Below are 24,237 nucleotides of genomic sequence, written 5' to 3'. Positions count from 1 at the left end.
ATGACGGCACGCGCCGGCCGGGCGGTGCTCGGGGCCGTGGTCACGGTCTTCGTGCTCTTCTTCGTCGTCCCGATCGTCTGGCTGCTGGTGGCCACCACCAAGTCGGCGCGCGATCTCGTCGGCACCGACCCGTTCCGCCCCGGTAGCCTCGGCGACCTGAGCGACAACTGGCACCAGCTCTTCGGGTTCCAGGACGGCGCGGTCACCACCTGGGTCGCCAACTCGGCCCTGTACGCGCTGAGCGCGCTCGTCATCACCGTGGCCGTCAGCATCCCGGCCGGGTACGCGCTGGCGCTCACCGAGTTCCGCCTGCGCCGGCTGCTGCTGGTGCTGACGCTCGTCGTCATGCTGATCCCGAACACCGCGCTGGTGCTGCCGATCTTCCTCGAACTCAACGTGGTGGGGCTGATCGACAGCCCGCTGTCGGTGATCCTGCCGATGTCGTTCTTCCCGTTCGGCGTCTACCTCGCGTACGTCTACTTCTCCACCGCGCTGCCGCGCGACCTGCTGGCGGCGGCGCGCATCGACGGGTGCGGCGAGTTCCAGGTCTTCGCCCGGATCGCGTTGCCGCTCGCCACCCCGATCGTGGCGCTCGTCGGGTTCTTCAGCTTCGTGCAGAGCTGGAACAACTTCTTCCTGCCCTTCGTGATGCTGCCCGCCAGCGACGGCTACCCGATCCAGGTCGGCCTGACCTCGCTGCTCGCCTCCACGCCGGCGTTCAACCCCAGTTCCGCCGGGGCCCAGTCGGTGCAGTTGCCGACGCTCGCCCTGGCCACCGTCGTCTCGGTGCTGCCGGTGCTCGTCGTCTTCGGATTCGCCCAGCGCTTCCTGGTCGCCGGCATGACGGCGGGCGGCACCAAGGATTGACCACGACGCCCACGGAGGGGACACCACTGTGAAGGTCACCGGCTACCGCAGCCGCACCACCGCGCACGACTGGGGACGGCTGATCGGCGACGCCAACGGGGTCATGCCGGATACCCGTACCGCCGTGCCGGTGCTGATCCTGGAGACCGACTCGGGCCTGGAAGGCGTCGGTCTCGGCGCGCACCCGGAGGTCGAGCGGGTGTTCCGCGCGATCGACGGCGAGGATCCCCGGTCCGCCCCGGCGTTGTACGACCGGATGTTGAACCAGGTCTTCAAGACCGGCCACGCCGGCGCGACGTTCGGGACCATCGGCGCGATCGACATGGCGCTGTGGGACCTCAAGGCGAAGGCCGCCGACGAGCCGCTCTGGCGCACCATCGGCGCCGCCGACCGATTCGTCCCCGGCTACGCCTCCGGGCTGGACATCGCCCTCGACGACGACGCGCTCGGGCGGCTGTACGAACGCTTCGCCGAGCGCGGCTTCGGCGCCGCCAAGCTCAAGGGCGGCCACGACGTCGAACGGGACCGGCGCCGGCTGGAGGCGATCCGGGCGATCCTCGGCCGCAACTCGCCCCGCCCGGCCCTGATGTTCGACGCGAACGAGGCGTGGAACCGCGCGCAGGCCGTCCGGTTCGTCACCGCGCTGGAGCGTACCGTCGACCTGACCTGGATCGAGGAACCGGTGCGCCGGTGGGACGCGGCAGGTCTCGCGTCGGTCCGCCGCGGCGTCCGGGCGGGGGTCGCCACCGGCGAGAACCTCACCGGCCTCGAACAGTACCGGCCGCTGCTGGACGCGGACGCCGTCGACGTCGTGCAGGTGGGCAGCGTCTGGGGCATCACCCACTTCCTGCGTACGGCCGCCGTGGCGCACGGACGGGACCTGCCGGTCAGCCCGGTGGCATACCACGCCAATCCACTCGCGCACGCCGCCGCCGCCGTGCCCAACCACCTGGCCTGCGAGATCCAGGACTTCTCCTGGCCGATCGGGTTGACGGTGGACCAGGAGATCGCGGACGGCGGCATCGTCCTCGGCGACCTGCCGGGCCTCGGCATCCGGGTCGACGAGCGACGCCTCGAAGCCGCTCCGGCGCTCACCGACCCGCCCGCGGCGGCCGGTCCGCACGTCCGCCCCGACCGGGCCGGGTTGCGCCTCGTCCCCGAGCGCTGAGTCACGCCGGGGCGCCGCCGGGCTCCGGCTCCTCGGGCGGCCCCTGGAACCGGCGTCGTTGCCAGGAACCGACGATGTGGTCCCGCATCGCCCGCTCGGCGCCCGCCACGTCCTGGCGGGAGATGGCGTCGACCACCCGCGCGTGCTCGTCGAGCGTCGACTCGAACGCGCTCTCGTACTTCAGCCCGTGGTAGCGGCTGCTCTCCAGCGCCCGCCGGTAGAGACGCTTGCAGATGTTCTCCGCCAGGCGGTTGCGGGACAGCTCCATGACCGTGAAGTGGAAGACCACGTCCGCCTGCCGGAACGAGTCGGTCTCGTGCCGGATCTCGCGCATCGCCGCGAGCGCGTGCTCGACCCGGGTCAGCTCCTCGGTCGTCCGCCGGCTCGCCAGGGTGCCCGCCATGGCCCCCTCCAGGCTGCCCCGGACCACGGTCAACTCGTCCAGAACCCCCAGCGACTCATCGTTGTCGATGAGCGCGGACAGCACGAACGGGTCCAGCATGTTCCACGAGCCGACCCGGGCCACCTGGGTCCCGCGACCCTGCGAGACCACCACCAGGCCCTTCTCCTCGAGCCGCTTCACCGACTCGCGGATGACCGTGCGGCTCACGCCGAAGTGCTCGCTGAGCGGCCCTTCCGGGGGAAGCATCTCGCCCTCGCCGAGCTGGCCGGTGACGACCAGCTCGACCAGCTCGCTCACCACCGCCACCCCCAGACGCTCCGCCGGGCGGCGAGGCGGGAAGGCGAACCCATCGACGCGAGCCGTCATGGCCACACCCTAGCCGTACGGTGCCCGTTTCCGGCCGGCACATCTAGGCGGTGAGCAGGCACCGGATCCGCTCGTACTCGGCGGCCATCTCGGGTGTGGCGAGGAAGTCGTCGAGCGCGGCCGAGACCTGGTGGTCGACCTGCTCGATCGAGCGGATGGCCAGCTCGTAGATCTCGTCACGCCGGCCCGTCTCCCGGTAGGTCGTCAGGTGTTCGAGCGCCGAGACGACGGCCAGGAGCGCGGGATCCATGTCCCCGTCGCTGAGGATGCCGTCGTCGATGCGGGTCAGCAGCGCGCGCAGCTCGGCCGCGCCGGCCGTCCGGGCGCGGTCACAGGCGACGGCCAGCGCCGCCGCCGCGTCCTCGTCGAGCTCGTCCTCCGTCAGCAGGTCCTCAGCCCGGACCATGCGCTCCACCGTCTCGGCGCCGAAGACGCGGAGACTCTCGTCGCCGGCACCGGTGACCAGCCGTCGGATCTCCGCTTCGAGTTCGTCGTATCGCACCGCCGCAGCTTATCGATCATCACGGTCGCCGCAGCAGCCCACGTCCGGCCATGAAGGCGCGCAACGTGTCGTCGTCCCCGGGGGCCATCAGCCGGCGCGGGATCACGGTCGCCGGCATCCGGCCGACGTACACGATCCAGAACTCCGGGGTGTCCTCGACCCGGGCGACCCCGTCCCAGGCGATGCCGCCGGACTCCGAGCCGCTGCGCATCATGATGTTGTCGTCGGTGATGTCGTAGCCGCCGTCTACGGCGTAGCGGCCGGAGCGGCGTCGGGCGCGCCACCGCACCCAGGGTGAATAGAGCATCGACAACAGCCCGCCGACGATCAGCGCCGTCCACAGCGACGAGAACCGGCCGCCGGACGGGACCACCCGGGAGACGACGAGACCGACCACCCCGACCGCCGCGAGGGCCGCGCCGACGTATCCGAACCGGCGCAGCCGCACCCTGGCGAGCGCGGCGGCCACTCGGCCCGGGTAGGCGGGATCGGCCGGTACGTCGAAACGGATGTGCACGCCCGAACGATAGTGCCCGGCGCGGCGGCGGGCGCGGGCCCCGCCGAACCTCAGGCGGCTGCGCGTCGGGCGGCGGTGATCTCGGCGTGGTGGTCGACCGCCCAGCCGGCCAGCGCGGAGAGCGGCTCCAGCAGGCTGGCACCGAGGGGCGTCAGCCGGTACTCGACGCTCGGCGGCGACGTCGGCAGCACCTCCCGCTCGACCAGGCCGTCGCTCTCCAGCGTGCGCAGCGTGCGGGTGAGCATCCGCTGGCTGATGCCCTCGACGGCGCGGTTCAACTCGTTGAACCGGTACGGCCGCCGCCCCAGCAGGGTGACAAGCACAAGCGTCCACTTGTCACTGACCCGCCGCAGCACGTCGGTGACCGGGCAGTGCTCGTACTCGCCGGCCGGAACGGGCTCCGGCAACCGGTGCCCGGTCAGCGCGGTACGCACACCGGTGTTTCCTGTGGTCATGAAAGTGCCTTCTTTCGCGTCCGCCCGGCCCCCGCCCAGGATGAGCACGGTCAACGGGAGACGGTAGTCGGGGGGCGGCATGGCAGTCGTGGTGGTCAGCGGTGGCACCAACGGGATGGGACGCGCGTTCGCCCTGGAACGCGCCGCACGCGGAGACCGGGTGGTGGTCCTCGGCCGCAACCGCGAGCGTGGCGAGGCGTTGGCGGACGCCTCCGTCACCTTCCTTCCCGTCGACCTGTCAAGCGTCGCCGAGACCCGGCAGGTCGTCGAGCACCTCGTCACGGCCTACCCCGTCGTGGACGCGCTGACGCTGTTCGCCAACGCCGTGGCGCCTCGCCGCGTCGTCACCGCCGACGGCCTGGAGCGCACGTTCGCGCTCTACTACCTCAGTCGTCACCTGCTCAGCTTCGGGCTGCGTCCGGCGCTGGACCGGGCCGCCACGCCGGTGATCGTGAACGTCGCCGGTGTGGGTGTCACCAAGGGCGGGGTCCGCTGGTCGGATCCGCAGCTGGTGTCGGGCTACTCGGCCGTCACCGCGCAGCTCCAGGCCGGTCGCGCCAACGACCTGCTCGGCGTCGGCTTCGCCCGCCGGTCCGGCAGTCGCGCCCGGTACGTGCTCTACCACCCCGGCTTCACCAGAAGCGGCGACCGGAGCACCCTTCCGCTCGTCGTCCGCGGGCTGCTGGCGGCGGCCTCGGTGATGGCGCGCCCGGTCGCGGAGGCGGTGGCTCCGATCCACCGTTTCCTGGACGCGCCGCCGACCGCGCCGCTGACCGCGGTCGACCGGAACCGGCAGCTCCCGCTCAGTTTCCCCACGCTCGATCCGCGCGACGCCGACCGCCTGATGGACCTCACGGAGGAGCTGACGGCCCACCGGCTGTGAGCGTTAACAGTCATCGTGCCGTCCGGAAGTTTCCGGCGGTCCGGGCGAGAGTTTCGGTGGCGTCGGCGCGCTTCGCGGGTGGGGACCGCCGCACCTGACCGGGAGAAACGCGGCCGGCGCGGCCGGCGACCGGGGCGCGTTCCGGAACGCGGGCGGTTGAGAATGTTATCGATAAACTGCTATCTTTCGGAACAGGGAGCGAAGGGCACGCTCCCGGTCACCCCGGCAGTCGGAAGGTGCCGCCGAGGCACACCTCCCGCCGCTCGGTGACCAGTCCGGGCCGTCGCGCCGACGGCAGCGACCGCGGGTCGCTGCCGGACGATGTCGGCCCGCCGCATGCCCTGTCCCCCCGCCCTCCCGCAGGCGAACCCCGCGCGCGCCCGGGCACCGGATCACCACCACCACTGGCAAGGAGGCAAGCAATAGTGAAACGTACACAGCTTCTCTCGTCCCTCGCTGCCGCCACCGTGCTCCTCGCGGCGACCGCCGCCGGCGTACTGAACGCCGGCTTCGGCGGCGCGGCGGAGGCCGCGACGAACGGCACCCTCGCCGCGACCGCCGGCTGCGGCAAGGCACCCACGCTGTCCAACGGCACCCGCACCATCACCAGCAGCGGGCAGAACCGCAGCTACATCCTGCGGATCCCGGACGGGTACGACCGGAACCACCCCTACCGCCTGGTCTTCGGCTTCCACTGGCTGAACGGCTCGGCGAACAACGTCGCGTCGGCCGGCTACTACGGGCTGCTGCCGCTGTCGAACAACAGCACGATCTTCGTCGCGCCGCAGGGCATCGACGCCGGCTGGGCCAACACCAACGGCCGGGACCTGACCCTGTTCGACGACATCTCCCGGCAGGTCGAGAACGACCTCTGCGTCGACACCACCCAGCGGTTCGCGCTCGGCTGGAGCTACGGCGGTGCCATGAGCTACGCGGTGGCCTGCGCCCGGGCCAGCGTCATCCGCGCCGTCGCCGTCCTGTCCGGCGCCAACCTCAGCGGATGCAACGGCGGCACCGCGCCCGTGCCCTACTTCGGCATCCACGGCACCCACGACAGCGTGCTGAACATCTCCATGGGCCGGTCGCTGCGCGACACGTTCGTCCGGAACAACGGCTGCACCGCGCAGAGCCCGCGCGAACCGGCTCTGAACAGCTTCAGCCACATCACCACCACCTACTCCGGCTGCCGGTCCGGCTACCCGGTGCAGTGGGCGGCGTTCGACGGCGACCACACCCCCAGCCCGGTCGACGGCTCGGGCAGCCCGAACGACTCCCGGACCTGGACGTCGGGCGAGATCTGGCGGTTCTTCAGCCAGTTCGAGTCGACCACGCCGCCGACGACCACCCCGCCGACCACCACGCCGCCGACGACCACCCCGCCCACCACGACCCCGCCCACGACCACGCCGCCGACGACTCCCCCGACGACCGGCTGCGCGGCCACCTACCGCACCATCAACACCTGGCCGGGCGGCTTCCAGGGTGAGGTCACCGTGGCCAACAACACCGCCGCCGGCATCAACGGCTGGACCGTACGCCTGACCATGGCCGGCGGCCAGGCCATCAGCAGCCTCTGGAACGGCGTCAACACGGGCACCACCGGCAACGTGAGCGTCCAGAACGCCGCCTACAACGGCGCGTTGGCCCCGAACGCGTCGACCACCTTCGGGTTCACCGCCACCGGCAACGGCGCCACCGCACCCGGCAACGTCACCTGCACCACCTCCTGACCGCAGCACGGACGCGGGCCCGGAGCCACCCGGCTCCGGGCCCGCGTCCCGCGGTACGGCGGGCGACGGCCGCGGCCGGTACGTACAGTGCGGAGACAGAGCCGTCGCGAAGAGGAGAGCCATGTCGAAGCCGCCGCTGCCCGAGCCCGCCGTCGCCATGCTGCGCAAGCCGAACCCCGCCGTCATCGCCACGCTGCGCCCCGACGGGCAACCGGTCTCCGCGGCCACCTGGTATCTCTGGGACGACGGCCGGATCCTGGTGAACATGGACGAGGGCCGCCGCCGGCTGGCGCACCTGCGCAAGGACCCCCGGGTCACCCTCACCGTGCTCGACGAGCAGGGCTGGTACACGCACCTGAGCATCATCGGTCGCGTCACCGAGCTGCGCGACGACGAGGGCCTCGCCGACATCGACCGGCTTGCGCGGCACTACACCGGCGACGCCTATCCGCGGCGGGAGCGTGCCCGGGTCAGCGCGTTGATCGAGATCGACCGCTGGCACGGGTGGGGCGCGCTGAAGGACAACAGCCAGGTCGGCTGACGCCGGCGAAGAGAACTCTCCGACCCGGCGTCCCGAGCGGTCAGGTCAGGCTCGGCTCCCGCGGTGACCGGTCGAGGCGGTGCCGGCGTTGGTGGCGCAGCGGGATGACCGTGCCGGTGACGATCAGGGCGAGACCGAGCGCGATGAACGCCAGGGCGACCGGGATGCGCCACGGGTCGTCGAGGTAGAGCGCGGCGAACCACACCCGGCTGTCGCTGCCGCTGTGGATCATCCAGAGTGGGATGAGGCCCTGCGGGATCAGCGGGATCCAGCAGAAGGTCCAGCAGAAGGTGACGAGCGTCGACGTACCCCTGGGCAGTTTCGGCACCGGCGCCGCGACCCGCCCCCGCTTGTCGACGGCGCCCAGGGACACCGTGCCGCCGCCGCGCATCGCGGCGAGCAGCTCCGGGCCGGTCGCCCGCAGCCGGTCCGCGGCCCGCCGGCCGCCCCACATCGTCAGCCATCCGCCGGTGGCCATCCCGACCGCGACCGCCGCCCAGCTCACCGCGGGCCGGTCGAAGTGGGTGCCGGCCCAGGCGACCGCGGCGGCGGGCGCCGCGGTGAGGCAGGTCAGCAGCAGGGCGCCGATGACCTGTCCGAAGATCGGGCCGGCTTCGAGCGGGTTGCCGCTGCGACGTTTCGGCTCCATCACCGGGACCAGGGCGTAGACGGAGATCAGGGCGAGCAGTCCGGCGCCGCCGCCGAGCGTGGCGGCCAGCAGGGCCAACGCCCAGGGCCAGGTCTCGGCGGTGCCGCCGAGGATCGTGCCGACGACGGTGAGCACGATGGTGACCGGGGCGACCTGGAGCAGCCAGGCGAGCTGCCGGCCGCGGATCTCGGCGCGCTCCCCACCGGGATTCACCAGGCCCAGCCACAGGGCGGTGCCGTCGAGGCCGATCAGGTTCGACGAGGTGGCCGCCGCCATCACCGCGACGATCAGCCCGGCCCAGGGCAGCATGCCCCACCAGTCGACGACCAGCGGGACGAGCGTGTAGAGGATCCCGACGAAGACGGCGTAGCAGAACAGGTGGGTCCGCATCAGGTCACGGGACCAGGTGCGCAGCTCCTTCGCGGCGACCACGCCGGCGGCGCCGCGGTCGGCGAGCCGGTCGAGCGGCGACCCCTGCCGCCCGCTGCCCGTCGGCGCCCACTGGTTCGGGCGGGTGGTGAGCCGGCGCACCAGCAGGCGCGCCCAGATCGCCAGCGCCGCGACGATCAGCACGGTCAGCCCGGCCAGCGCGGCGGCCACCCGGACCCAGTCGCCGTCGCCGGCCGCCTCGATCGCGGTCATCCCCCACGACGACGGCAGCCAGGCCAGCACGGTGGCGAACCGGGGCGGAAACCCGTAGGTCAGCAGCTCCGAGTCGACCGCCGCCCAGATCAGCACCCAGGACTGGTTGAGCAGCACCGCCATGGCCGCGTTGACGAGCGCGGCCAGGGCGGCGCCGAGCCGGGACCGGACGGCGACCGCGAGCACCCCGACCACCAGCCGGGACAACACCAGGACCAGGACCAGTTGCAGCGGCACGGCCGCGACGGAGACCGCGACACCTGCCGCGCCGTGGCCGACGGCGTAGACGACGAGCGACGCGAAGGCGACCAGGCTGACCACCGGCGCGATGCCGACGAACCCGGCGGCGAGCAGGCCGGACGCGAGGCGCAGCGGTCGCAGGGGCAGGAGGCTGAAGTGCTCCGGCCGCAGGCTGTCCTCGCCGCCGCCGGTGTAGACCGGACCGAGGAGCCAGCCGAACATCCAGCCGGCCAGCAGCACGGCGAGCAGGTCGGCGCGGGCGGCGCCGGGGACGAGGTCGGCGCCGGCCAGCGCGATGGTGCCGACGGCCAGCAGCAGGCCCACCACCCCACCGGTGATCATGTCGGCCGCGCGGGAGCCGGTGAGCGAGTGCGCCAGCACCCGCAGGCGCATCGCGATCAGGACGCCAGCCACGACGGCACCCTCCCGGCGCCGGCGCCCTCGCCGACGAGCTCGACGAAGCGGCTCTCCAAACTCTCACCGCCCCGCACCTCGGCCAGCGTGCCGACGGCCACCACCCGACCGGCGTCGATCACCGCGACGTGGTCGCAGACCTGCTCGACGAGCGCCATGACGTGGCTGGAGAGCACGATCGAGCCGCCGCCGGCGACGAAGGTCCGCAGCATCCCCCGGATGGTCAACGCGGAGACCGGGTCGACCGCCTCGAACGGCTCGTCGAGCACGAGCAGTCGCGGGGCGTGCAGCAGCGCGGTGGCGAGGCCGATCTTCTTCCGCATGCCGGTGGAGTAGTCGTTGACGAGCGTGCGCTCGGCGTCGAGCAGGTCGAGGATGTCGAGCAGCTCCTCGGCCCGACCGGCCGCGGTGGCCCGGTCCAGCCCGCGCAACCGGGCCAGGTAGACCAGCAGCTCGCGGCCGGTCAGCCGCTCGGGCAGCGCCAGCCCGTCGGGCAGCACGCCGACGAGGGCGCGGGCCTCGACCGGCGCGGACCAGACGTCCACGCCGAAGATCGCGGCCCGGCCCGCGTCCGGTCGGAGCAGCCCGACCGCCATCGACAGCGCGGTGGTCTTGCCGGCCCCGTTGGGGCCGACGAGCCCGTAGAACGAGCCGGCGGGCACCGAGAGCGTGACGTCACGCACGGCGGTCTTGGGGCCGAAGCGCTTGACCAGCCCGGTCAGCTCCAGCGCGGGCGACGAGCTGTCCGGTGCGGGCAGTCGCATGGGGAGACACTTCCGTCCGACGGGGATGGTCGGGCCGATCCTAGTCGGGTGACGCGGGTTCGGAGACGTGCGCCGTGACGATCCGCCAGCCGGCCGGCAGGCGTACCCAGGTCTGGGTCTGCCGGCCGGTGGCGGGGGTCCCGGCGTACCCGAAACGGGTCGTCACGACCGCGAGGTCGGGTCCGAACGTGGTGACCATCGGGTCGACGAGCCGGCGGCCGGCGGGCAGCGGTGGCTGCGCGGCCCGCCACTTGCGCTGCTCGTCCAGGCCGTACTGGTGGTCGGCGAGGCCGAACCGCACGGTCCGGTCGGAATCCCAGAACCAGCCGCAGATCCGGTCCGCGTCGCCGTCGACCAACGCCTGCTCGTAGTCGGCGAAGGCCGCCGTGACCTCGGCCACCACGTCCGACCGGTCGATCTCCATGCGGTTCGTCCCCTTCCGCCGTCGGGTCCGCCGGCCTCAGCCGCGCACCGCCGGCGCCGGCTGTTCGACGGCGACCGGGCCGGTGGGTACGGGCGGTTCGTGCCGGCGGTCCAGTTCCCGTTCCTCCTCGTCGGGGACCCGGGGCGCGGGACGGCCCAGTGCGAAGACCGCGCAGATCACCGCGATGAAGAGGTAGCCGAGCGCCACCGGACCGTTGGCGTTCCACTCGATCTTCTCGCCGTGGATCAGCCCGACGAAGGACAGCAGCGCGCCGGTGCCGGCGAAGATCGCGGCCCGCAGGAACCGCTTGTCAATGATGAAGACCACCGTCGCGCCGAGCACCAGGCCGGCGAGGATCGCGCCCCGGCCGAGCACGAGCAGGCCGTCGTAGACCACGCCGGCGCCGTTGAGCGCGTCGTCGCCCACCGCGGCGGCGGTGGTGCCGGCTGCGGCCAGGGCGTTGTCGATCTGGCTGGTGGCCCACGCCGCGATGTTCGGGATGAGCGCGGCGACCACAGCGGCGGCGTGCGCCCGCGGTGTCGCCTGGAACGCCTGCGCGCCGATCAGCAACCCGATGTAGAGCAGGATCGGCACGATGGCAGGCGTCGGGAAGATCGTCGCCAGCAGGCCGAACATGCCCAGGAAGCAGAGCACCGCGATCACGATGCCGGTCGCCATCGAGTAGCCGCTCCGGCCGCCGGCCGCCTTCCAGCCCGGATGCCCGACGTAGACGGCGGGCGGGAACGGCGAGCCGAGCGCCGCGCCGATCACCGCACCCGCGCCGTCGGCGAGCAGCACACTGCGCAGGTTGTAGTTGTCCCCGGCGGTCGCCGCGCTTTCCACGTTGGACATGCCCTCGGTGAAGTTGTAGACCCCGAGCGGGATCGCCGTCGCCAGCAGCGGCGCCATGTCACCAAGCCCGGTGAGCAGCAGGTCGACCCGGAACGAGGGTACGGCGACCGCGACGTCCCGGGCGGCGGCCGTGACGTCCGGCACCGACATGGCCCCGCCGAGCCAGCCGATCGCGGTGCCCAGTAGCAGCGCGGCGAGCCCGATCGGGAAGTTGAACGGCAGTTTCACGTCGGTGAGCAGGCCGATCAGGAGCAGCGCGAAGACCGGCAGGGCGACCCAGGCCATCCGCCACATCTGCCCGGCCGGATTCATCGAGATGAACGTGACGGAGATGCCGGCGAGCGTGCCGAGCAGGGCGGCCCGCGGCGCGTACCGGCGGATGTAGGGACCCACGAACGCGCCGATCAGCACGATCACGCCGATGATGAACGCCCACGCCAGCCCGGCCTCCCACGCCCGCACCGGATCCTCGGTGCGCAGGTAGATCGGCAGCATGATGACGAAGATGACGATGAACATGTGCGGCACGCTCGGCCCGTACGGCAGGGCCGTCACGTCGGTGCGGTTCTCCCGCCGGGCCAGCCGCCGCGCCAGGTGCGTGTAGTAGATGTTGCCGGCCACCAGGGCGATGCCGAGCGCCGGCAGGATGGTGCCGAACACCTCCCCCTCGGGGAGATTCACCACCGCCAGGCACAGCCCGGTCAGGGTGAGCACGTTGACCAGGACGTTGACGCCGAAACCGAAGAACGCGTTGGTGTCGCCGCGCACCCAGAACGGAAGCGGCACGGCGGCGGACTTGGTGGGGACCATGGCTGCTCCAGGTCAGGAGGAGGGCTGCGGAAGGGAGGCGGTGGGCAGCGCGGCGCGGACCGAGGTGGAATCGGCGACCCACCCGAAGATCCCGCCCTGGGCGGCGATCATGTCGAGCCCGACCCGGTGGAACTCCGGGAAGTAGGACCCGACGCAGTCGGCGAGCACGAGGCACTCGTACCCGCGGTCGTTCGCCTCGCGGACGGTGGTGTGCACGCACACCTCGGTGGTGACACCGGTGACCAGGAGGCTGCGGACGCCCCTCGCGACGAGCAGGGAGTCCAGGTCGGTGGCGTGGAACGCGCCCTTGCCGGGCTTGTCGACGACCGGCTCGCCGGGTCGCGGCGCCAACTCGTCGACGATGTCGTGGCCGTACTCGCCCCGGACCAGGATCCGGCCGTTGGGTCCGGGGTCGCCGATCCGCCGGCTCGGCGCGCCCCGCCGCAGCTTGGCCGGCGGGCAGTCGGAGAGGTCGGGCAGGTGCCCCTCGCGGGTGTGGATGACGGTCAGGCCGGCGGCGCGGGCGTCGGTGAGGAGCGCGGCGAGCGGGGCGATGGTGCGGCGGAGCTGGCCGACGTCGTTGCCGAGGCTCTCACCGAACCCGCCGGGCTCCAGGAAGTCGCGCTGCATGTCGATGACGAGCAGCGCGGTGCTCGGGACGTCGAAGGTGTAGGGGGCGGGGCGGGCGGCGACGGTCACCATGCTGCTGCTCCTCATTCCGTGGTGGCGGCGATGACGTCGGCGGAGGTGGCGACGCAGCCGAAGACGCCGCCCTGCATGGTCACCATGTGCAGCGCCGCGTCGTGGTTGGCCTTGTCGGTCGCTCCGGTGCAGTCGGCGAGGATCAGGCACTCGAACCCCCGGTCGTTCGCCTCGCGCATGGTGGTGTGCACGCACACGTCGGTGGTGATGCCGGTGAGGATCAGGTGCGTGATGCCCCGGGTGCGCAGCACCAGGTCGAGGTTGGTGGCGTAGAAGGCGCCCTTGCCCGGCTTGTCGACGATCACCTCGCCGGGCGCCGGGGCGACCTCGGGCACGATCTCCCAGCCCGGTTCGCCCCGGACCAGGATCCGGCCGGCCGGGCCGGGAGCGCCGATCTCGGCGCCGATCCGCGCCGACCGCCAACGCTTGTTCGCCGGCAGGTCGGACAGGTCGGCCTGGTGGCCCTCCCGGGTGTGCACGACGAGCATCCCGAGGGACCGGGCGTGCGCCAGCAGCCGGGCGGTGGCCGGCAGCCCGGCCCGGGTCAGGCCGATGTCGTAGCCCATCGCGTCGACGTAGCCGCCCGGGCCGCAGAAGTCGGTCTGCCAGTCGATGCAGAGCAGAGCGGTACGCGCGGTGTCCGCCGCGCCGTCGTACGGCCACGGGTAGGGGTTGGCCGGTACCGGCCCGATGCTGCCCATCCTCACTCCCTGCTGTCGTCCTCACGGGGTCGCGTTCACCGCCGGGCGGCGTGGCGCCAGGCCCGCCATCCGCCGGCTGCGCTGATGTCCTCGACCTGCGGTCCCACGGCGTACGCCTCGCAGAGGAAGCCGAGCACGTCCCGCCCGTCGTGCAGTCGCACCCAGCCGAGCGAGAGCGGCGCCGGCACCCCGGCCAGGAGCCCGCCCACGGCGGACGCCGGCAGCCGCCACAGCTCGACGTCGATCGGCCGCCCGTCCGGGGCGGCCGGGGCGGCCCGGACCAGGCCGGGTAGCCCCTCGCCGTCCGGGGTGTCCATCCGGTAGAGCCGGTAGAGCGGCGCGGTCCGGGCCGCGCCGACCAGGGTGGCCCCGAGGCCGGTCAGCTCGCCGTTGCGGGACTCGCCGGCCAGGTGCCGCCCGACGACCGCGATCAGCAGCTCCGCGCGCGGGCCGGCCGACGCGGGCGGCGCGGCGGTCCCGGCCCCCGGGCCGCCCTCGGCGGTCTCGCCCGCCGGGTCGCCGCCGGTGGTGAGGGCGGCGGCGAGCCGGGCCAGGGTGAGGTCGCTGAACGCGGGACCGACCAGGGTCAGGCTCGCCGGCCGGCCGGCGTCGGTGAACCCGTTGGGTACGGTCACCGCGGCCAGGTCGAGCAGGTTCGCGAACTGGGTGTAGCGGCCGAGGATCAGGTTCCGCCCGATCGGGTCCTCGGCGATCTCGTCGAGTGTGAACGTCGTGCCGACGGTGGGCACCACGAGCACGTCGATCTCCTGCCAGAGCTGCTCCACCCGGGCGGCCAGCTCGCGGAGCCGGTGCCGGCCCCGGAAGGCGTCGATCGCGTCGTAGCCCCGGCCGGTCTCCAGCACGGTCCGGGTCACCGGGAGGACCGACCCGGGGCGCGCCCGCAGGAATTCGTCGAGCGCGACGAGCCGCTCGGCGACCCAGGGGCCCCGGTAGAGCAGATCCCCCGCCTGGTAGAAGGCGTCGAGCGGCACCTGCCGCACGCCGCCGACCAGGGCGCCCAGTCGCCGTACGCCGTCGTCGAACCGGTCGGCCTGCCCGTGGTCGCCGAAGAAGTCGAGGTCCGCCGCTCCGGGCACCCCGAGGCGGAGCGTCCCCGGCGCGCCGGCGACCGCCCGGTCCGCCGGCAGCGCGCGCCCCCACGGGTCGGCCGCCGAGACGCCCCGGGCGGCGTGCAGCACGTCAACGGTGTCCGCCACGTCGGTGGCGAAGACCGACACGCAGTCCAGCGAGCGGCAGGCCGGCACCACGCCGGCGGTGCTGAGCAGGCCCCGGGTGGGCTTGAGGCCGACGATCCCGTTCATCGCCGCCGGCACCCGGCCAGAGCCGGCGGTGTCCGTACCCAGGGCGAAGCTGACCTGGCCGGCGGCGACCGCGACGGCCGATCCGGAGCTGGAGCCGCCGGAGATGAGGCCGCCGCCGAAGACGCTCTCGCCACGGCCGTACGGCGATCGGGAGCCGGTCAGGCCGGTGGCGAACTGGTCCAGGTTGGTCTTGCCGACGAGCATCGCGCCGGCGTCGAGCAGCCGGCGCACCACCGGCGCGTCCTCGGTGGCCCGGTAGCCGAAGTCGGGGCAGCCGGCCGTGGTGGTCATGCCGGCGACGTCGATGTTGTCCTTGACCGCGAACGGGATGCCGTAGAGCGGCAGCACGGCGGGGTCGGGGTGGCGGGTCAGCGCGTCGGCGCGGGCCCGCAGTTCGCCGGCCGGGACGGTGCTGATCCAGACCGGCCCGCCCGCCTGCCCGGCGAGCCCGGCCAGGACACGTTCGGCCTGTTCGGCGGCGTTCGTCGCGCCGCTGCGGTAGGCCGCCCGCAGCGCCGCGATCGAGTCGATTCGCTCTGCCATACTGTCGATTGTCGACAGTATGGTTACGAACGACGGCGCGGTTCGTAACGACGCCGTGACGCGCGACTAGCCGAGGTACGAGCGCGCGCCGTGCGCGGAGAGCACAGCGAGCACCTCCTCCGGATCTCCCCCGGCGACCGCCTCGAACAGCCGCTCGTGCCGGTGCACCCCGTCCGACGGCTGGGCCAGCTCCGCCTCGCGACGCAGGTTGACCGCCATGTAGAGCTGCACCTTCACCAGGATGGAGTCGTACACCGCCGACAGTTGCCGGTTGCCGGCGAGCGCGACGAGCGCGACGTGGAACGCCCGGTGCGCACCGGCAACCGCCATCCGGTCGCCCAGCCGCACCGCCTCCCGCATCCGGTCCAGCGCCGCCCGCAGGCCGACCAGGTCGCTCTCCCGACCCACCGGGACGCCCGCCCGCACCGCGAAGCGCTCCAACACGTCCCGCAGCTCGTACAACTCCCGTACGTCGCGGTCCGAGAGGGTGGCGACCCGGGCCCCCCGGCGGGGCACGTGCTCGACCAGCCCCTGCTGGGCCAGCAGGCGCAGCGCCTCCCGCAGCGGTGCCCGGCTGATCCCCAGACGCCGGGTCAACTGCTCCTCCACCAGGCGTTCGCCCGGGTCGCTCCGGCCACTGAGGATCTCCCGGGTGAGCCGGGTGACGGCGAGGTCCACCAGGCTGACACTCTCCAGCTCGCCATCCGTCGGCGATGCGGCCACGTCGTTCACGCCGCCGAGTCTGCCACCTGAACCCCGCCGTCCGGATCGGGCCGCTCCTAGCCCTTCCTGCCGTCGAAGGACTTCGCCTGGCACTCCAACTCCATCGCCTCGTTCGGCGCCCAGTCGTTGAAGCCGGGGCCCGGCACCCACCTGCCGTCCTTCTTGACCAGCGGCTTGCCGTTCGCCACGACGCACCTGTGGTAGTTCTCGTTGTCGTCGGCCCAGTACGGGTTCTTGTCCTCGTCCAACTCCGGGGCCAGGACCGGCCGAAGCTTCCCGCACGCCTGCACGTACCTCGGTTCGTTCGCCAGGATGCGCCCGTTCGTCTCGTTGGTGTCGCCGCCGGCGAGATCCAGCAACCCGTCCGCCGTGGTGCGCGTCGGCACGCCCTCCTTCTTCAGGCACTGCAACCAGGGCTGGTTCATCCGGTTCTGCTCCTCGGTCGTGGTGTCCGGTCGGATCACCGGCGCCACCGGAGCGGGCGCCGTCGCGGCGGGAGCGGCGGCGCTCGACGACTCGAGCGTCGCCACCTCCGGACGGCCGGCGGGCTCCGCCTTCCGCGGCAGCGCGGCGCACCCGGCGAGGACGCCCAGGGAGACGGCGAGGACGGCGACGGGAAGCTTCGTACGCATGGGGGGACCTTTCGTCAGGTGGACGCGAGGGCTTCGGTGGGGGTGAGACGGGCGGCGCGCATCGACGGGTAGACCCCGGCGACCACGCCCACGAGCAGGGCGCCGCCGATGCCGGCGCCCAGCGCGGCCGGCGGGATGACCGGCGGCCAGTCCTGGTGCGCCGCGTACCCGACGGTCGCGGCGACGCCGAGCAGGGTGCCGACGACGCCGCCGAGCAACGACAGGGCGACCGACTCGGCGAGGAACTGCGCGCGGATCTGGCCCCGGTGGGCGCCGAGGGCCCGGCGCAGGCCGATCTCGCGGCGCCGCTCCAGCACCGAGATGACCATCGTGTTGGCCACCCCGATGCCGCCGACCAGCAGCGCCACCCCGGCGAGGCCGAGGAAGAGCGCGCTGAACGTGGTTTCGGTGGTGCGTTTCGCGGCGAGCGCGTCCGAGGGGCGGGTGACCCGGACCAGGCCCGCCCGGCCCGGCATCACGGTCGCCGGCAGCACCTCGCGGACCGCTTCGACGGCGGGCTCGTCACAACGCATGTAGACCACCGTGGGCCGACCGTCGAAGCCCAGCTCGCGCTGCGCGGTGGGCCAGCCGACGAGGGCGGCGCGATCGATCTCGGGGGCCAGCGGGACCGGGTCGAGAATGCCCGTCACGGTGAACCAGCGGCGGCCGATGAAGAGCTGCGGGCCGCCGGCCGGGGTCTCGATGCCGAGCCGCCCCGCAGCCTCCGCGCCCAGCACGACGGCCGGGAACCGCGCGGTCGGGGCGTCGAGCCAGCGACCCGACCGGACGTGGCCGTCGAGGAGGTCGAGCAGTCGCGGCTGGGCGGCCAGCACGGTGGTGGCCGCCGAGTTGTCCGCGCGGTCGTTGCGCGCGATGGTGCTGCGCGTGTTCGCCACCGCCGCCGCGTCGGTGACCGGTCCGATCCGACGCGCCATCTCGCTTGCGTGCTCGTCGAACGCCGCCGGCGGTTGCTGGTCGGGCAGCGCGCTGGCCTGGAGCAGATTGGTGCCGAGCTTCGCCAGGTCGCGCATCAGGGCCTGCTCGCTGGCGGCCGGGATGCCCATCACCACGACCATCGTGGCGATGCCGATGGAGATGCCGAGCGCCGACAGGGCGGCCCGCGCCCGGCGTACCCGCAGGCCCACCAGGCCCAGGGCGAGAAGGTCGGTGAGGGACAGCCGCGTGGTCCTCACGACGACCTCGTGTCCGCGACGACGGCGCCGTCGCGCATCTCGACGCGGCGCGGCAGCGACCCGGCGACGTCCCGGTCGTGGGTGATCACCACGATCGTGGCGCCCTCCGCGTTGAGCCGGCGGAGCAGGTCGAGCACGGCCCGCCCGTTCGCGGTGTCGAGCGCGCCGGTGGGCTCGTCGGCCAGCACCAGGGCCGGCCGGGTGGCCAACGCGCGGGCGATCGCCACCCGCTGCTTCTCGCCGCCGGAGAGCTGGTGCGGCAGGTGCTCCGTCCGGTGCCCGAGGCCGACCCGGTCGAGCGCCGCCCGGGCCACGTCGCGGCGCTCCCGCCGGGGTACGCCGGCGTAGAGCAGCCCGGTGCCGACGTTCTCCGTGGCGGTGAGGCCGTCGGTGAGGTGGAACTGCTGGAACACGAAGCCGATGCTGCGCCCGCGTAACGCGGACACCTGCCGGTCGGAGAGCGTGCCGACGTCGTGTCCGCGCACGAGGACCGTGCCGCTGGTCGGGCGGTCCAACGTGCCCATGATGTTGAGCAGGGTCGACTTGCCGGAGCCGGAGGCGCCGACGATCGCCAGCAGCTCGCCGTCGGCGACGGTGAGCGAGACCCGGTCGAGGGCGGTCACGGCGCCGCCGTAGACCATGCTGACGTCGCGTACCGCCAGGACGATGTCGGTCATGAGGCGGTGACCACCCGGGTGCCCTCGTCCACGCCCGCGCCGCTGATCTCGACCATGCCCATGGCGAACATGCCCGTCTCCACGGCGACCGTCGGTCCACCCGCGACCTGGACGGCGTAGCCGCCCTCGCGCAGCGCGAGCAGCGCGGCGATCGGCACCGCGAGCACGTCCCGGCGGCTCTCCCCCGCGAACGACACCTGCACCGGCGCCGAGTCCAGGTTCCGGACCGCCGCCGAGTCCCCGAGCTCCACGGTCACGGTCACCTCGGCGGCGGTGGCGTCCTCGTCCCCGCCCGCCTCGGAGCTGCGGGCGTCGCGGTCGATCCGGGTGACCCGGCCCCGGGTCGTGTCGCCGGCCGGCAGTTCCACGTCGACCGTGGCACCGTGCCGGATCGAGCCCAGCTCGGCGGCCCGCACCGCGACGGTGACGACCTTCCGCGTGCCGGTGACGGTGAGCACGTCACCGGTCGCCGGGTCGCCGAGCTGGGCGGTGACCCGGCTGACCCGGGCCGCGCCGGGCAACACGACCACGTCCACCGGGTCGAGCACGCCGGTCGCCGGCAGGCCGGCGTCCTTCTGCCACGCCTTGACCGCGCGGACCACCTGCGCGGTGAGCACCGCGTCGCCGGGCCGGACGGTGAGCGTGGCGGACTTCCCACTCGGCTCGTCACCGACCCGGTAGCCGAGGGCACGCAGGTTGTCCACCAGCACCCGGACGTCCCGGCCGACCAGCTCCGGGCCGTCCAGCTTGCGGAACAGCGGCGTGGTTCCGTAGAGGACCGTCACCGGGCGGTCGTCGTTGCGGTACAGCGGCCGGCCCCGCTTCACCGCCGCGCCGACGGCCGGCAGCCAGGTCACCGTCCCGCCGGTCGCCCGGATCGTGCGCGGCACCCCGTACCCGAGGGTGCCCGGCATCGTCCGCGCCGTCGACAGGTCGGTCCGCTCCACCGCCACGGTCGCCGCCGCGTTGTCGTGCTTCCCGGCCCGGACCGGCTCGTCGGCGGCGGCGAGCCACCTGGTCACCACGACCTGGCCGGCGACGCCGGCGGCCAGCACCACGGCGGCGAGCGCCAGCGCCCTTGCCCGTCTCGTCATGCCCACCACGGTGGCCGGGAGTCGTCCGGACCCGGTCAGCGGTTTGTCGAGCGGTTGTCAGGTTTCGCCGGCGGCGTCGTCGGGGGTCCTACAGTCGGACCGTGCTCGCCAGAATCCTGATCGCGGAGGACGACCCCCGGCAGGCCGAGATCGTGCGGCGTTACCTCCAGGCCGCCGGCTGGGACCCGGTGGTGGTCGCCGACGGCCGCGCGGCCATCGCGGCCGTCCGGCGGCGCGTGCCCGACCTGGTCGTGCTCGACGTGATGATGCCGGAGATCGACGGCCGGGACGTGTGCCGGGTGCTCCGGGTCGAGTACGACGTGCCGATCCTCATGCTCACCGCGCGTTCCGGCGCCGACGACCGGGTGCTCGGGCTGGAGGTCGGCGCTGACGACTACCTGACCAAGCCGTACGACCCGCGTGAGCTGGTCGCCCGGGTGCGGGCGCTGCTGCGGCGCGCGGCCCGGCGTCCGCCGCGGGAGGCCGGGCTGCGGGTGGGCGCGCTGACCGTGGACACGGCCGGACACACGGTACGCATGGACGACGTCGACGTCCCCTGCACCCGCCGCGAGCTCGCCGTGCTCGCGGTGCTGGCCGCCGAGCCGGGGCGGGTCTTCACCCGGCCGCAGCTCGTCGAACGGATCAACGGCCTGGACCGGAACGCCACCGACCGGGGTGTCGACATGCACGTGATGAACCTGCGGCGCAAGCTGGAACGCGACCCGCGCCGCCCGGCCTACCTGCTGACCGTGCACGGCGTCGGCTACAAGCTCGTCGACGGGTCGGCCGGGTGAGCCGTCCCGTTCCGCCGCACCGCAGCCTGGTGGTGCGGCTGCTGGGCACCTCGGTGCTGATCGTCGTGCTGTCGGTGGCGACCGCCGCCTGGCTGGCGGCGAAGACCGCGACCAGGGCGGCGCAGGAGGAGCGCGGCGAGTCGCTGGCCGGCGACTCGCGGATCTACGACACGCTGCTCGGGTACGCGGCGACCCACCCGGCGTGGGACGGCGTCGAGTTGACCGTCCAGGCCCTCGGCGAGGAGACCGGGCGGCAGGTCACACTCACCACGACCGACGGGACGCCGATCGCCGCGACCCATCCGGGGGCCGCGTCGCCGGACCGGCCGACGGCGGTCGTCGACCCGCTCGGCGCCGCCTCCGGCGTCATCGATCCCCGCGCGGTCGGCCCGTACGAGCTGACCCCGCGGGAGCGGGCCGAACAGCACCGGCTGGCCGAGCAGCGGGTGAGCTGCCTGCGCCGGCAGGGCATCGAGGCGACCGTGCACGAGGCGCCCAACGGTCGCGCGGTGGTGCGGCTGGGCTCGCGGAACCCGACACCGCGGGCGGACTGCCGGTTCCGCGAGACCATGGCCACCAGCACCGAGAAACTGGCGGTGGGCGATCTGCGGGACCGGGTCACCCCGTGCCTACGGGAGCGTCGGATCGGCGCCATCGACCTCGACTACGACCTCACCTGGCAGTTCCACGACCCGGAGGCGCCGGCCAGCCGGGTGGACGCCCAGGACTGCGTGGACGAGGCCCGGCGCGCGCAGCTCCGCCCCTACGTGGCCGAGCCGGCCCGCCTCTACCTCAGCCGGCCCGCCCGACCGCCGACCCCGGTGTTCGATCTGTCCGCCGGCAGCACGCTGCGGATCGCCGGGGCCACCGGGTTCGTGCTGCTGGTCGCGATCACCGCGACCCTCGTCGTCGGCATGCGCCTGGTGCGGCCGTTGCGGGCGCTCACCGCCGCGGCGGATCGGGCCACCCATCGGCCCGAGCCGGTGGCGATCGCCCGCAACGACGAGATCGGCCGTCTGGCCGGCGCGTTCAACGACCTCGCCGAACGCAGCGAGCGCAGCGAGGCGCAGCGCCGCACCATGGTCAACGACATCGCGCACGAGCTACGCAGCCCGCTGACCAACATCCGCAGTTGGCTGACCGCCGGCCAGGACGGGCTGGCCGACCTCGACCAGGACATGCTGCGGCTGCTGCTGGAGGAGTCGGGCCTGCTCCAGCACATCGTCGACGACCTCGCCGACCTCGCCGACGCCGACGCCGGCACGCTCGCCCTGCACCCGGGCGAGCACGACGTCGCCGAGCTGCTCGCCCAGGTCACCGAGGCGCACCGGGGCGCCGCCGACCGGGTGGGCGTCGCGGTGCGGCGCACCGTCACCGGTGATCCGGTGGCGGTGGTCGACCAGGCCCGCTTCCGGCAGATCGTGGGCAACCTGCTCAGCAACGCGATCCGGCACACCCCGGCGGGCGGCCGGGTGGAGGTGCGCGCCCGGGACGACGGTGGCGACCTCGTCGTCGAGGTCGCCGACACCGGGGTGGGCCTCTCGTCCGCGGACCTGCCGCACGTCTTCGACCGGTTCTGGCGTGCCGACAAGGCCCGCACCCGTGCCACCGGTGGCAGCGGGCTGGGCCTGTCGATCGCCCGCCGGCTGGCCCAGGCGCACGGCGGCGACCTGACCGCCGTCAGCACGCCTGGCGCGGGCAGCACCTTCACACTGCGGCTACCCGGGAATGGGAGCGAATCCGGCCGGCGCAGCGTCGAACCCGGGGTGACTCGTTCGTAGCACAGGTGAGGGCGACCGGGCACGGTCGCCGGGAGACGGGAGCAACGCATGGCGCGATATCTGATCTCGTTCAACGACGGCGGGATGGACCACATCCCCACCGAGGAGTTGCCCGAGGTGAGCAAGGCCACGCACGCGGTGACTCAGGACGCCGTGGACGCCGGCGTGTTCGTGTTCGGCGCGGGACTGGAACGCCAGCAGGCGAGCGTCGTGGCCACGGACGGAATGGTCACCGACGGTCCCTACCCGGAAACCAAGGAGGTCATCGGCGGGTTCGTGGTCGTCGACGTGGCGTCCCGCGAGGAGGCGCTGGCCTGGGCCGCCCGGTTCGCCGAGAGCTGCCGCTGCGCGCAGGAGGTTCGGGAACTCCTGCCCGATCCCGAGCTGGACGCGATGCTGTACCGGGCCGACCGGCGATGGTGACGGTCGAGGGTGCGCCCCGTCCACCGGGACACACCCTCGACCCCTCCCACGTTCCCGCCGGGTCAGCAGCCGATCCGGCTGGACCCGACCGCGACGTCGTCGTACCAGAGGGTGTCCGACCCGCCGCCGTAGCTCTCCCAGCCCAGCTTCAGGTCGGTGAGCTGCGGTCGCCAGGTGCGGTTGTACCACTGGCCGTCGATGTCGTGCGTCGGTGCGCCGTCCGCGGTCAGCCCGGCGACCGCGGACCCGTCCAGCCAGGTGCGGAGCTGACCGGCCGAGCCGTCCACCATGAACTCCAGGCAGGCCCACCGGTTGGTGGGCAGCGGCAGGCTCTGCGCCACGCCGGCCGGGCTCTGTTCGGGCAGGGTCGCGTCGTCGGAGGCGCGGTTCCACTGCATGGCGCCGTTCTGGCCGCCCATCCGCAGGTCCTTGTTGCCGTCGGCGGCGTCGGTCATCGCCAGCATGGTGGTGTGGTCGGTGGGCTGGGCGGTGGTGTGCCGGACCCAGATCCGTGCGTACCGGACACTGCCCACGCTGCCGAGGTTCTTGGTGGCCCGGATGAAGACGTGGTTGCAGTATCCGGCGGCGCCGTTGATCCGGACCGCCCGGCTGCCGCTGTGGGTGGTGGTCGTGTCGATGGTGGCCGTGCCGGCGCCGGAGCAGTCCGGGTTCACCACGCTCCAGTCGCCGGACGGCGTCGAGCCGGTCTGGTTCTCGAAGCCGTCGCAGAGCACCGCCCCGGCGCACCCGACCGGCGGCGGCGCGGTGGTCGGCGGGTCCGTCGTGGGCGGGGCCGTGGTGGGCGGCGCGGTCGTCGGCGGGGCCGTGGTGGGCGGCGCGGTCGTCGGGGGCGGGGTGGTCGGGTTCATCGTGGTGGGCCCACCGGTCGGCTCGGCCCCGTTGCACGGCACGCCGTTCAGGGTGAATCCGGTGGGTGCGCCGCCGCCGGAGGCGAACGTGCCCTGCACGCCGAACTCGGTGGAGCCGCCGGCCGGGATGCTGCCGTTGTACGACACGTTACGTGCGGTCACCGTCGTCCCGGACTGGCTGACCGTGGCGTTCCAGCCGTTCGTGACGCGCTGGTCCCCGCCGTACGTCCAGGTGACGGTCCAGCTGGAGACGGCGGTGTCGCCTGGGGAAACCTTGATGTTGGCGGTGAAGCCGCCGGGCCACTGGTTGTTCGTGTAGTCGACCCGGCAGCCCTGCGCGGCGGCGGCCGGGCCGGCGAGCAGGGCCGTTCCGGTCGCGGCCACGGCGGCGGCCAGCGCGGCGGCGGCGGCCAGGGTCGGGGCGGGGCGGGCACGGAGAATCGTCATGGAGGTTCCTTCTGCCATCGAGCGGGGCGGTAGCGGCACGGCGGCGCGCGTCCTGGACGGACGCGGTGCGACGACGCGCTCCGGTTGCGGCGCGGCGGTGCGCCACAGG

Annotated in this window: 25 protein-coding genes; 8 read left to right on the top strand and 17 right to left on the bottom strand. The window is 73.4% G+C overall.

Annotated elements, in window-relative coordinates; translation table 11 throughout:
* A complete protein-coding gene (locus O7613_RS04550) occupies positions 1–867 on the top strand; it encodes a carbohydrate ABC transporter permease (RefSeq protein ID WP_282292301.1) in 867 nt (288 codons plus the stop codon).
* A gap of 28 nt (positions 868–895) precedes the next feature.
* A complete protein-coding gene (locus O7613_RS04545) occupies positions 896–2,035 on the top strand; it encodes a mandelate racemase/muconate lactonizing enzyme family protein (protein ID WP_281584053.1) in 1,140 nt (379 codons plus the stop codon).
* 1 nt (position 2,036) lies between these two features.
* On the opposite strand, the gene O7613_RS04540 is transcribed toward O7613_RS04545, so the two are convergent.
* From O7613_RS04540 to O7613_RS04525, 4 genes are read right to left on the bottom strand one after another with little or no spacing between them, the layout of a single operon-like run.
* Positions 2,037–2,804, bottom strand: coding sequence for an FCD domain-containing protein (locus tag O7613_RS04540; RefSeq protein ID WP_282292299.1), 768 nt, complete (start codon positions 2,802–2,804; stop codon positions 2,037–2,039).
* Positions 2,805–2,847: 43 nt separating this feature from the next.
* A complete protein-coding gene (locus O7613_RS04535; RefSeq protein ID WP_282292298.1) occupies positions 2,848–3,306 on the bottom strand; it encodes a hypothetical protein in 459 nt (152 codons plus the stop codon).
* 19 nt (positions 3,307–3,325) lie between these two features.
* Positions 3,326–3,823 (bottom strand): YcxB family protein, encoded by a 498-nt coding sequence (locus tag O7613_RS04530; protein WP_281584056.1) that lies wholly within the window; start codon positions 3,821–3,823, stop codon positions 3,326–3,328.
* A gap of 50 nt (positions 3,824–3,873) precedes the next feature.
* The gene (locus tag O7613_RS04525) at positions 3,874–4,278 is read right to left on the bottom strand and encodes a helix-turn-helix domain-containing protein (RefSeq protein ID WP_282292296.1); all 405 of its coding nucleotides are present in this window, start codon (positions 4,276–4,278) and stop codon (positions 3,874–3,876) included.
* Between the two features lie 79 nt (positions 4,279–4,357).
* Here O7613_RS04525 and O7613_RS04520 point away from each other — a divergent pair, with 79 nt between their 5' ends.
* From O7613_RS04520 to O7613_RS04510, 3 genes are all read left to right on the top strand, one after another.
* Complete coding sequence (locus O7613_RS04520; protein WP_282292294.1) at positions 4,358–5,161, top strand: SDR family NAD(P)-dependent oxidoreductase; 804 nt, start codon at positions 4,358–4,360, stop codon at positions 5,159–5,161.
* Positions 5,162–5,583: 422 nt separating this feature from the next.
* Complete coding sequence (locus O7613_RS04515) at positions 5,584–6,891, top strand: cellulose binding domain-containing protein (protein WP_282294476.1); 1,308 nt, start codon at positions 5,584–5,586, stop codon at positions 6,889–6,891.
* Positions 6,892–7,012: 121 nt separating this feature from the next.
* Complete coding sequence (locus tag O7613_RS04510; protein WP_282292292.1) at positions 7,013–7,432, top strand: PPOX class F420-dependent oxidoreductase; 420 nt, start codon at positions 7,013–7,015, stop codon at positions 7,430–7,432.
* 40 nt (positions 7,433–7,472) lie between these two features.
* Here the strand turns inward: O7613_RS04510 and O7613_RS04505 are convergent, their stop codons facing one another.
* The 12 genes from O7613_RS04505 to O7613_RS04450 all read right to left on the bottom strand — a co-directional run bounded on the left by O7613_RS04505 (position 7,473) and on the right by O7613_RS04450 (position 19,814).
* Positions 7,473–9,377, bottom strand: coding sequence for a hypothetical protein (locus O7613_RS04505; protein ID WP_282292291.1), 1,905 nt, complete (start codon positions 9,375–9,377; stop codon positions 7,473–7,475).
* On the bottom strand, positions 9,362–10,141 hold the full coding sequence (locus O7613_RS04500) for an ABC transporter ATP-binding protein (RefSeq protein ID WP_281584061.1): 780 nt from the start codon (positions 10,139–10,141) through the stop codon (positions 9,362–9,364). The genes O7613_RS04505 and O7613_RS04500 overlap by 16 nt, the downstream gene beginning before the upstream one ends.
* Positions 10,142–10,181: 40 nt before the next feature.
* A complete protein-coding gene (locus tag O7613_RS04495) occupies positions 10,182–10,565 on the bottom strand; it encodes an AtzH-like domain-containing protein (RefSeq protein WP_281584062.1) in 384 nt (127 codons plus the stop codon).
* A gap of 36 nt (positions 10,566–10,601) precedes the next feature.
* Entirely contained in the window at positions 10,602–12,227 is a 1,626-nt protein-coding gene (locus O7613_RS04490) for a regulator (RefSeq protein WP_281584063.1), read from the bottom strand.
* A 12-nt stretch (positions 12,228–12,239) separates the two neighbouring features.
* Complete coding sequence (locus O7613_RS04485; protein WP_281584064.1) at positions 12,240–12,929, bottom strand: cysteine hydrolase; 690 nt, start codon at positions 12,927–12,929, stop codon at positions 12,240–12,242.
* Positions 12,930–12,940: 11 nt separating this feature from the next.
* Positions 12,941–13,630 carry an isochorismatase family cysteine hydrolase gene (locus O7613_RS04480; RefSeq protein ID WP_282292288.1) on the bottom strand — a complete coding sequence of 230 codons (690 nt, stop codon included), beginning with the start codon at positions 13,628–13,630 and terminating at the stop codon, positions 12,941–12,943.
* 35 nt (positions 13,631–13,665) lie between these two features.
* Entirely contained in the window at positions 13,666–15,495 is a 1,830-nt protein-coding gene (atzF, locus tag O7613_RS04475; RefSeq protein ID WP_282292286.1) for an allophanate hydrolase, read from the bottom strand.
* A 66-nt stretch (positions 15,496–15,561) separates the two neighbouring features.
* Positions 15,562–16,227 carry a GntR family transcriptional regulator gene (locus O7613_RS04470; RefSeq protein WP_281584067.1) on the bottom strand — a complete coding sequence of 222 codons (666 nt, stop codon included), beginning with the start codon at positions 16,225–16,227 and terminating at the stop codon, positions 15,562–15,564.
* A gap of 47 nt (positions 16,228–16,274) precedes the next feature.
* Complete coding sequence (locus O7613_RS04465) at positions 16,275–16,850, bottom strand: hypothetical protein (RefSeq protein WP_281584068.1); 576 nt, start codon at positions 16,848–16,850, stop codon at positions 16,275–16,277.
* 14 nt (positions 16,851–16,864) lie between these two features.
* Positions 16,865–18,043, bottom strand: a complete 1,179-nt coding sequence (locus O7613_RS04460) for an ABC transporter permease (RefSeq protein ID WP_282292284.1) — start codon at positions 18,041–18,043, stop codon at positions 16,865–16,867.
* Positions 18,040–18,720 (bottom strand): ABC transporter ATP-binding protein, encoded by a 681-nt coding sequence (locus tag O7613_RS04455; protein WP_282292282.1) that lies wholly within the window; start codon positions 18,718–18,720, stop codon positions 18,040–18,042. The genes O7613_RS04460 and O7613_RS04455 overlap by 4 nt, the downstream gene beginning before the upstream one ends.
* The gene (locus tag O7613_RS04450; RefSeq protein ID WP_282292280.1) at positions 18,717–19,814 is read right to left on the bottom strand and encodes a peptidoglycan-binding domain-containing protein; all 1,098 of its coding nucleotides are present in this window, start codon (positions 19,812–19,814) and stop codon (positions 18,717–18,719) included. The genes O7613_RS04455 and O7613_RS04450 overlap by 4 nt, the downstream gene beginning before the upstream one ends.
* A gap of 101 nt (positions 19,815–19,915) precedes the next feature.
* Between O7613_RS04450 and O7613_RS04445 the strand changes: the two genes are divergently transcribed.
* Genes O7613_RS04445 through O7613_RS04435 form a run of 3 tightly spaced genes read left to right on the top strand, consistent with a single transcriptional unit; the run spans position 19,916 to position 22,812 of the window.
* On the top strand, positions 19,916–20,608 hold the full coding sequence (locus tag O7613_RS04445) for a response regulator transcription factor (RefSeq protein WP_281584072.1): 693 nt from the start codon (positions 19,916–19,918) through the stop codon (positions 20,606–20,608).
* Positions 20,605–22,389, top strand: coding sequence for a HAMP domain-containing sensor histidine kinase (locus O7613_RS04440; RefSeq protein ID WP_282292276.1), 1,785 nt, complete (start codon positions 20,605–20,607; stop codon positions 22,387–22,389). Before O7613_RS04445 ends, O7613_RS04440 begins: the two co-directional genes overlap by 4 nt.
* A 48-nt stretch (positions 22,390–22,437) precedes the next feature.
* Positions 22,438–22,812: a YciI family protein gene (locus O7613_RS04435; RefSeq protein WP_281584074.1), complete on the top strand. Its 375-nt coding sequence runs from the start codon at positions 22,438–22,440 to the stop codon at positions 22,810–22,812.
* Between the two features lie 62 nt (positions 22,813–22,874).
* Here O7613_RS04435 and O7613_RS04430 read toward each other — a convergent pair whose 3' ends face one another.
* Complete coding sequence (locus O7613_RS04430; RefSeq protein ID WP_282292274.1) at positions 22,875–24,128, bottom strand: cellulose-binding domain-containing protein; 1,254 nt, start codon at positions 24,126–24,128, stop codon at positions 22,875–22,877.
* Positions 24,129–24,237 lie beyond the last annotated feature (109 nt).

The organism is Micromonospora sp. WMMD975 (assembly GCF_029581215.1).
Lineage (GTDB): Bacteria > Actinomycetota > Actinomycetes > Mycobacteriales > Micromonosporaceae > Micromonospora.
This window is presented reverse-complemented; position numbering and strand designations above follow the sequence as displayed.